This window comes from Micromonospora sp. M51 (assembly GCF_018070305.1).
GTDB classification, from domain to species: Bacteria; Actinomycetota; Actinomycetes; order Mycobacteriales; family Micromonosporaceae; genus Micromonospora; species Micromonospora parva.
On sequence record NZ_JAGPXZ010000295.1, the window covers coordinates 1 to 6,924 of the forward strand.

At 69.9% G+C, this 6,924-nt stretch carries 9 protein-coding genes; 6 read left to right on the forward strand and 3 right to left on the reverse strand.

What is annotated here, in order from left to right; genetic code table 11:
- On the forward strand, nt 1-642 hold a 642-nt coding region (locus KBX53_RS17125), incomplete at its 5' end, for an MFS transporter (protein ID WP_210860319.1).
- A gap of 124 nt (nt 643-766) precedes the next feature.
- Nucleotides 767-1,195: a globin gene (locus KBX53_RS17130; protein ID WP_030333462.1), complete on the forward strand. Its 429-nt coding sequence runs from the start codon at nt 767-769 to the stop codon at nt 1,193-1,195.
- 21 nt (nt 1,196-1,216) lie between these two features.
- On the opposite strand, the gene KBX53_RS17135 is transcribed toward KBX53_RS17130, so the two are convergent.
- The 3 genes from KBX53_RS17135 to ettA form a co-directional block, all read right to left on the reverse strand.
- Nucleotides 1,217-1,801 carry a YbjN domain-containing protein gene (locus KBX53_RS17135; protein ID WP_030333460.1) on the reverse strand — a complete coding sequence of 195 codons (585 nt, stop codon included), beginning with the start codon at nt 1,799-1,801 and terminating at the stop codon, nt 1,217-1,219.
- Between the two features lie 131 nt (nt 1,802-1,932).
- Complete coding sequence (locus KBX53_RS17140; RefSeq protein ID WP_309140791.1) at nt 1,933-2,586, reverse strand: thioesterase family protein; 654 nt, start codon at nt 2,584-2,586, stop codon at nt 1,933-1,935.
- Nucleotides 2,587-2,598: 12 nt separating this feature from the next.
- A complete protein-coding gene (gene ettA / locus KBX53_RS17150; RefSeq protein ID WP_030333455.1) occupies nt 2,599-4,275 on the reverse strand; it encodes an energy-dependent translational throttle protein EttA in 1,677 nt (558 codons plus the stop codon).
- 209 nt (nt 4,276-4,484) lie between these two features.
- Between ettA and KBX53_RS17155 the strand changes: the two genes are divergently transcribed.
- The 4 genes from KBX53_RS17155 to KBX53_RS17170 all read left to right on the forward strand — a co-directional run.
- Nucleotides 4,485-4,769 carry a hypothetical protein gene (locus tag KBX53_RS17155; protein ID WP_156057614.1) on the forward strand — a complete coding sequence of 95 codons (285 nt, stop codon included), beginning with the start codon at nt 4,485-4,487 and terminating at the stop codon, nt 4,767-4,769.
- Between the two features lie 110 nt (nt 4,770-4,879).
- Complete coding sequence (locus tag KBX53_RS17160; RefSeq protein WP_210860321.1) at nt 4,880-5,158, forward strand: hypothetical protein; 279 nt, start codon at nt 4,880-4,882, stop codon at nt 5,156-5,158.
- 143 nt (nt 5,159-5,301) lie between these two features.
- Complete coding sequence (locus KBX53_RS17165) at nt 5,302-6,702, forward strand: trehalose-6-phosphate synthase (RefSeq protein ID WP_030333449.1); 1,401 nt, start codon at nt 5,302-5,304, stop codon at nt 6,700-6,702.
- A 41-nt stretch (nt 6,703-6,743) separates the two neighbouring features.
- Nucleotides 6,744-6,924, forward strand: a 181-nt coding sequence (locus KBX53_RS17170) for a trehalose-phosphatase (protein WP_210860323.1), incomplete at its 3' end; no start/stop codon positions are given.

A 6,924-nucleotide genomic window follows, 5' to 3' on the forward strand; every position in this document is an offset into this window, starting at 1 on the left:
GAAGGGCTGGCCGCGGCCTGGGCCAACGACGAGAGTCGCGGCGCCGTCAGTGCGGGCACCGCCCAGGCAGCGATCATGATGGCGAACCCGATCGGCTTCATCCTCGGCGGGTTGCTGGTGAGTCGCCTGTTCGGGCCGGCCCGCCGACTGAAGCTGATGCGGCCGCTCGCGGTGCTCGCCCCCCTGATGCTCGTGCCGGCCCTCCTCGACCCCCCGCCGTTGATGGTCGCGCTGCTCGCCGCGCTCTGCGGGTTCGCGGTCGCCGGCATGATGCCGATGGCCAACGGGTTGTTCGTCCAGGCACTGCCGGACGGGTTCCGGGCCCGCGCCTTCGGCGTGATGGCCACCGGTGTGCAGGTCATCCAGGGTTTCGCGGTGCTGGTCACCGGGGTGCTCGCCGACCGGTTCCCGATCCCGATCGTGGTCGGGGTGTGGAGCGCGGCCGGGGTGGTGCTCATGGCGGTGGCCACGCTGCGCTGGCCGGACCGGCAGACGGTGGACGACGCGATCACCGCCGCTGCGAAGGCCAACGTCGAGCCGCCGGCCGTCGGACCCGACGGCCCTCCCGGTGACCGCTCGCCGGGAGGCGCCACCGCCGACCCGCACGCCGGTGACGGACACCGCCGGCTCGCCGTCACCTGACCCGTCGCGCCGAGGTCGACACGAGCGGGTCGGACGCCCGACATCGGGGGGCGTCGACCCGGCGTGATCCGACGCACGCCGTGCGGGTCGGGTCGGCCCGGGGCGCACCTGGCAGGATGGAACTGTGACTTCCGCAGGCGAATCCGACCGTCCCGGTGCGTCGATGACCCTCTTCGAGGCGGTCGGCGGCGAACCCACCTTCCGCAGGCTGGTCGACGAGTTCTACGCCGGTATCGCCACCGATCCCCTGCTGCGCCCCATGTACCCGGAGGAGGACCTGGGCCCGGCCGCGGACCGGATGACCCTGTTCCTGATGCAGTACTGGGGCGGGCCGAACACCTACTCCGCCCAGCGCGGGCACCCGCGGCTGCGGATGCGGCACGCGCCGTTCCGGATCGGCGCGGCCGAACGGGACGCCTGGCTGCGGAACATGCGCCGGGCCGTGGATCGACTCGACCTTGAGCCGGAGATCGCCGGCACCCTCTGGGACTACCTGGAGCGGGCCGCGTACTTCATGGTCAACGTCGAGGACGACCCCGCCCACGGCGTCTGACCCGCCCGGCCCGCCACACCGTCAGAGCAGCGCGCCCTCGTCGTGCAGCCAGTCCACGAAGCTGGTGGCGACCGCCGCGCCACAGTCGAGCATCTCGACCAACAGCGCGTCGTGGGTGCCGGCACCGAGCGGGACCTGAAGCTCCGCGTAGATCGGCAACTGACCGCGCTCGGTCGGGTCACCGATGTACGCCTTGCAGAACCGGCGGGTGTGGTTCCACTCGTTGACCACCCGGTACGCCCGGTCGGCCCAGTCCGGCGGGACCGTGGCGTGCGGACGGGCCCGCATGACGAGGATCTCGTCCTCGGGGCCTTCCAGGGTGACCAGCACCGCGTGCCGCTCCCACATCGCCAGCAGGTTGCCGTCGCCGTCGGCCAGGTAGCGCACGTCCAGTAGATCGAGTGCGTCACAGACCCGGCGCAGGCTCACCGGCTCGACGGTGGCGGGCATCTCGGTCAGCACTGGCCGCTCGTTGGACGGGCAGTCGTCCCCCGGCTGGCGAGGGCTGGGCGGACCAATCCGGACCGCACTGTCGACTGTGATCCCGCTTCGGGTTTCCGGATCGCCGCCGTCGGCGGGACCGGGGCGCCATGACCACCACGGCATCGCTCGCGCACCTCACTCCCCAGCGGATCCAGTCGCCTACGGTGCGTTGGATCCGAGGATGGACGGTACCCGGACAGCCGGGTTGAAGCACCCCCCCAACGACCGCCCCTGACCAGAAGAATGAACCGGGGTCATCCGTTCGGACGAGCGCTCAGGGGTGTCACGGCAAGATCCGTGGCCTTCTGCAACCACGCCGCTCCGTGCGGTCCCACCAGGCCGACCCAACGACCGGCCACCCGCACCTGAACGGTGCCCCCGCCCTCGCCGGCCGACGAGCCGTCGGCGGCGCCGAGGAAGCCCATCCGGACCACCCCCTGCACCAGCCGCTGCGGCACCTCGACCGGCGCGGCGGGCGTCCCGTCCGGGGTGATCAGCACCGCCACGTGGTCGAGCAACGCGTCGCGCAGCGCCCGCTGGCCCACAGCCCGGCCGGCGACACCCTGCTCGCTCGCCGTCCGCAGGGTGCCCGCCGCCGCGTCCGCGATCCGTCGCAGCTCGGCGACGGGCAGCGCCTCCACCTGCTGGCTCCGCGCCGGCGGCAGCGGCCACCGCCACTGGGCGTCCCGCCGGGCCGGCAGGGCCGTACCGCCGCGCGCCCGCTCGGCGAGCAGCTCCGCGGCGGCCACCGAGACGTCCTCAGCGGCACCGGCGGCCGGCCCGCCGGCGAACATCAACGCGACCCGCGCCTCCTCGTACAGGGTGAGGAAACGCGAGTTGTTGACGTGGCCGTACGCGTCCAGGTCGGACCAGCGCAGGGTGCAGTGGTAGACGAAGCGATCAGACACCGTCTGCGCCGGTCAGTCGCGGGTCAGCTTGCGGTAGGTCACCCGGTGCGGCCGGGCGGCCTCCGCGCCGAGGCGGTCGATCTTGTTCTTCTCGTACGCCTCGAAGTTGCCCTCGAACCAGAACCACTTCGCCGGGTCCTGGTCGTCGCCCTCCCAGGCCAGGATGTGCGTGGCGACGCGGTCCAGGAACATCCGGTCGTGGGAGATGACCACGGCGCAGCCGGGGAACTCCAGCAGGGCGTTCTCCAGGCTGGAGAGCGTCTCCACGTCCAGGTCGTTGGTCGGCTCGTCGAGCAGGATGACGTTGCCGCCGATCTTCAGGGTCAGCGCCAGGTTCAGCCGGTTGCGCTCGCCGCCGGAGAGCACCTTGGTCGGCTTCTGCTGGTCCGGGCCCTTGAAGCCGAACGCGGCGATGTACGCCCGCGACGGCATCTCGACCTTGCCCACCATCAGGTAGTCCAGTCCGTCGGAGACGACCTCCCAGACGGTCTTGTCGCCGTTGAGGCCCTCCCGGTTCTGGTCGACGTACGACAGGGAAACCGTCTCGCCGACCCGGACCGACCCGCCGGTCGGCTGCTCCAGCCCGACGATGGTCTTGAACAGGGTGGTCTTGCCGACGCCGTTCGGGCCGATGATGCCGACGATGCCGTTGCGGGGCAGCGAGAACGACAGGTTGTCGATCAGCAGCCGGTCACCGAAGCCCTTGCTGAGGTTGTTCGCCTCGATCACCGTGCTGCCCAGGCGCGGGCCCGGCGGGATCTGGATCTCCTCGAAGTCCAGCTTGCGGGTCTTCTCCGCCTCGCTGGCCATCTCGTCGTAGCGGTCCAGGCGGGCCTTGGACTTGGTCTGTCGGGCCTTGGCGTTGGAGCGGACCCAGTCCAGCTCCTCGGTGAGGCGCTTCTTCATCTTGGCGTCGCGACGACCCTCGACGGCCAGCCGGGCGGCCTTCTTCTCCAGGTAGGTGGAGTAGTTGCCCTCGTACCCGATGGCCCGGCCGCGGTCCAGCTCCAGGATCCAGCCGGCCACGTTGTCGAGGAAGTACCGGTCGTGGGTGATCGCCATGACCGTGCCGGCGTACTTCGCCAGGTGCTGCTCCAGCCAGGAGACGCTCTCCGCGTCCAGGTGGTTGGTGGGCTCGTCGAGCAGCAGCAGGTCGGGCGCCTCCAGCAGCAGCTTGCAGAGCGCGACCCGGCGACGCTCACCGCCGGAGAGCTGGGTCACGTCGGCGTCCGGCGGCGGGCAGCGCAGCGCGTCCATGGCCAGTTCGAGCTTGGAGTCGATGTCCCAGGCGTCGAGGTGATCAAGCTCCTCCTGGAGCTTGCCCATCTCCTCCATCAGCTCGTCGGAGTAGTCGGTCGCCATCTGCTCGGCGATCTTGTTGAACCGCTCCAGCTTGGCCTTGGTCTCGGCGACCGCCTCCTCGACGTTGCCGAGCACGGTCTTGGCCTCGTTGAGCGGGGGCTCCTGGGCGAGCATGCCGACGGTGTAGCCGGGCATCAGCCGGGCCTCGCCGTTGCTCGGCTTGTCCAGCCCTGCCATGATCTTGAGAAGGCTGGACTTACCGGCGCCGTTGGGGCCGAGCACACCGATCTTGGCCCCCGGCAGGAAGCTCAACGTGACGTTGTCGAGCACGACCTTGTCGCCGTGCGCCTTGCGCGCCTTTTCCAGGACGTAGATGTACTGGGCCACGGTGCGGGCTACCTCCGTCGGTTGCTGTCGCTGATCGGCGGCGCGGCGCGGGCTGCGAGGACCGCCCGCCGCCGCCGGCCGGGAGCCGGCCGCGCGCACGCCATCGTCAATCCTGACAGGTACGACGCGCTTCGCCCACATCACCCCGCCCCAGGAGTACGCGGGCGAGCCTCTTTGCCGACAGCGGTATTACCAATTAGCGTTCCCGTATGACCAAGAAGATCGCCATCAGCGTGCCCGACGACGTGGCCGACCGGTTGGCCACCGAGCCCAACGTCTCCGCCTTCGTAGCCCGAGCCGTGCGCCGCCAGATGGCCGGCGAAAAAACGCGGGAGGTGCTCGCGCGCGCCGGTTTCGTCATCACCGACGAGGACGTAGCCGAAGCTCATGCGGAGATGGAGCAGCTCAAGGCACGCATCACCCCCGAACTTCGTGAGCAGGCCGCCCGGCTACAGGCAGAGGTCCTCGCGGCACGGGCGAAGGCACGCCGCTGATCGCGTTCGGGTTGGCGCTGGACACGACCGCGCTCCTCTCCTACTCATCCGGCGCCAGGGATGTCGGAAAGAGGATCGCGGAGGCCGCCGACTACAACAGGGATGTTCTTGTGCCCGCACTGTGCCTCGCAGGCGCCCATGAGCGGGCCACGGCCGAGCAGTGGGAGATGCTCGAACTGCTCGGCGCGCTACCGCAGGTGCAGGTCACCCCCGTCGAACCGGAAATGTGCAGCTATCTCGCCGGTTGGTCGCGCCGGATGAACGGCCGGATGGACCTGGCCCAGTTGGCGATGGACGCCGCTGTGCACCCTCTCGTGCCGATCATGACGGATCGGCGGGAGCTGCTCGGCGAGGTGCTGCCCAAGGAGTGGCCGATCATCGACCTCTGACCAGGGCGGCTGTCGAGAAGATCACCTTCAGGGTTCGGTCAGACGGAGGCGGGTAGGAGACTCCGGCACTAGGCACAAGACGCCGCAGCTACGCTCAGTACGCTCATCGCGGTGGACCCGTCAGTACCCGGAGGTGGCCGATCGTGACCGTCCGTAGCTCCTTTGTCGTAGTGGCGAACCGTCTGCCGGTCGACGAGGTGAGCACACCCGAGGGCCGGCAGTGGCGACGTAGCCCTGGCGGGCTGGTCACCGCGCTGCACCCCGTCCTCGCCGAACACAAGGGCACCTGGGTCGGCTGGGCCGGTGGCACCGGCGCGGCCCCCGAGCCGTTCGACCTGGAGGGGATCCGGCTGCACCCGGTCCCGCTCAGCGCCGAGGAGCTGGAGCGCTACTACGAGGGCCAGTCCAACGCGACGATCTGGCCGCTCTACCACGACGCGGTGGAGACACCGGCCTACAAGCGCCGGTGGCGCGAGGCGTACCGCCTGGTCAACGCCCGGTTCGCGGAGGCCGCGGCCGACGTGGCGGCCGAGGGCGCGACGGTCTGGGTGCAGGACTACCAGCTCCAGTTGGTCCCGGCGATGCTCCGTGAGCTGCGCCCGGACCTGCGGATCGGGTTCTTCCTGCACATCCCGTTCCCGCCGATCGAGCTGTTCATGCAGATGCCGTTCCGCACCGAGATCCTGCGCGGCCTGCTCGGCGCCGACCTGGTCGGTTTCCAGCAGCGGCTGGCCGCGCAGAACTTCGTCCGGTTGGCCCGGCACCTGCTCGGGCTGCGCTACGAGGGGCAGATGATCCAGGTTGACGGTCGGCAGGTGAAGGCCGGCGCCTTCCCCATCTCGATCGACACCCAGGAAATGGAGCGGATGGCCGCCGACCCGGCGATCCAGGCCCGGGCCAAGCAGATCCGCGCCGAGCTGGGCGACCCGAAGACGATAATCCTGGGCGTGGACCGACTGGACTACACCAAGGGCATCGAGTTGCGGCTCAAGGCCTTCCGGGAACTGCTGGCTGACGGAAAGTTGACAGTTCCCGACGCGGTCATGGTTCAGGTCGCCACGCCCAGCCGTGAGCGCGTGGAGCACTACCAGGCACTACGGGTCAAGGTGGAGCGCGAGGTCGGCCGGATCAACGGCGAGTTCGGCAGGGTCGGCGTGCCGGCGGTCCATTACCTCCATCAGTCGTACAGTCGCAGTGAGCTGGCGGCGATGTACGTTGCTGCCGACGTGATGATGGTGACCCCGCTGCGAGACGGAATGAACCTCGTGGCGAAGGAATACGTAGCATCACGTGCCGACCAGGGTGGAGCGCTCGTACTCAGTGAGTTCGCCGGTGCCGCCACCGAGCTTCGCCAGGCATTTTTGTGTAACCCGCACGACCCGGACGCGGTCAAGGACGCCCTCCTCCGGGCCGTGCACGTGGAGAAAACCGAGGCACGCCGCCGGATGCGGACAATGCAACGTCACCTGCGTACCCACGACGTGGGCCACTGGGCCAAGTCTTTCCTCTCGGAGCTCGGAGTTCCCGAGGCGGAGGCCGAGTGAACACGTCCGTCAACGATGGGGCGGCAATCGCCACCGGGGTCATGGACCCTGAGCTGCGCGCCGCCATCGGCCGGATCGCCCGGGTCCCCCAGCTCCTGGTCGCCTGCGACTACGACGGCACGCTCGCGCCGATCGTGGAGGATCCGAGCACGGCCGTCCCGCTGCCCGAGTCGGTGGCCGCGGTCCGCGCACTCGCCGCGCTGCCGCAGACCACCGTCGCGG

Excerpts from the sequence above, each read along its gene's own strand:
- KBX53_RS17135 (WP_030333460.1), bottom strand. The coding sequence starts at position 1,801 with ATGCCGTGGTGGTCATGGCGCCCCGGTCCCGCCGACGGCGGCGATCCG.
- KBX53_RS17155 (WP_156057614.1), top strand. The coding sequence starts at position 4,485 with ATGACCAAGAAGATCGCCATCAGCGTGCCCGACGACGTGGCCGACCGG.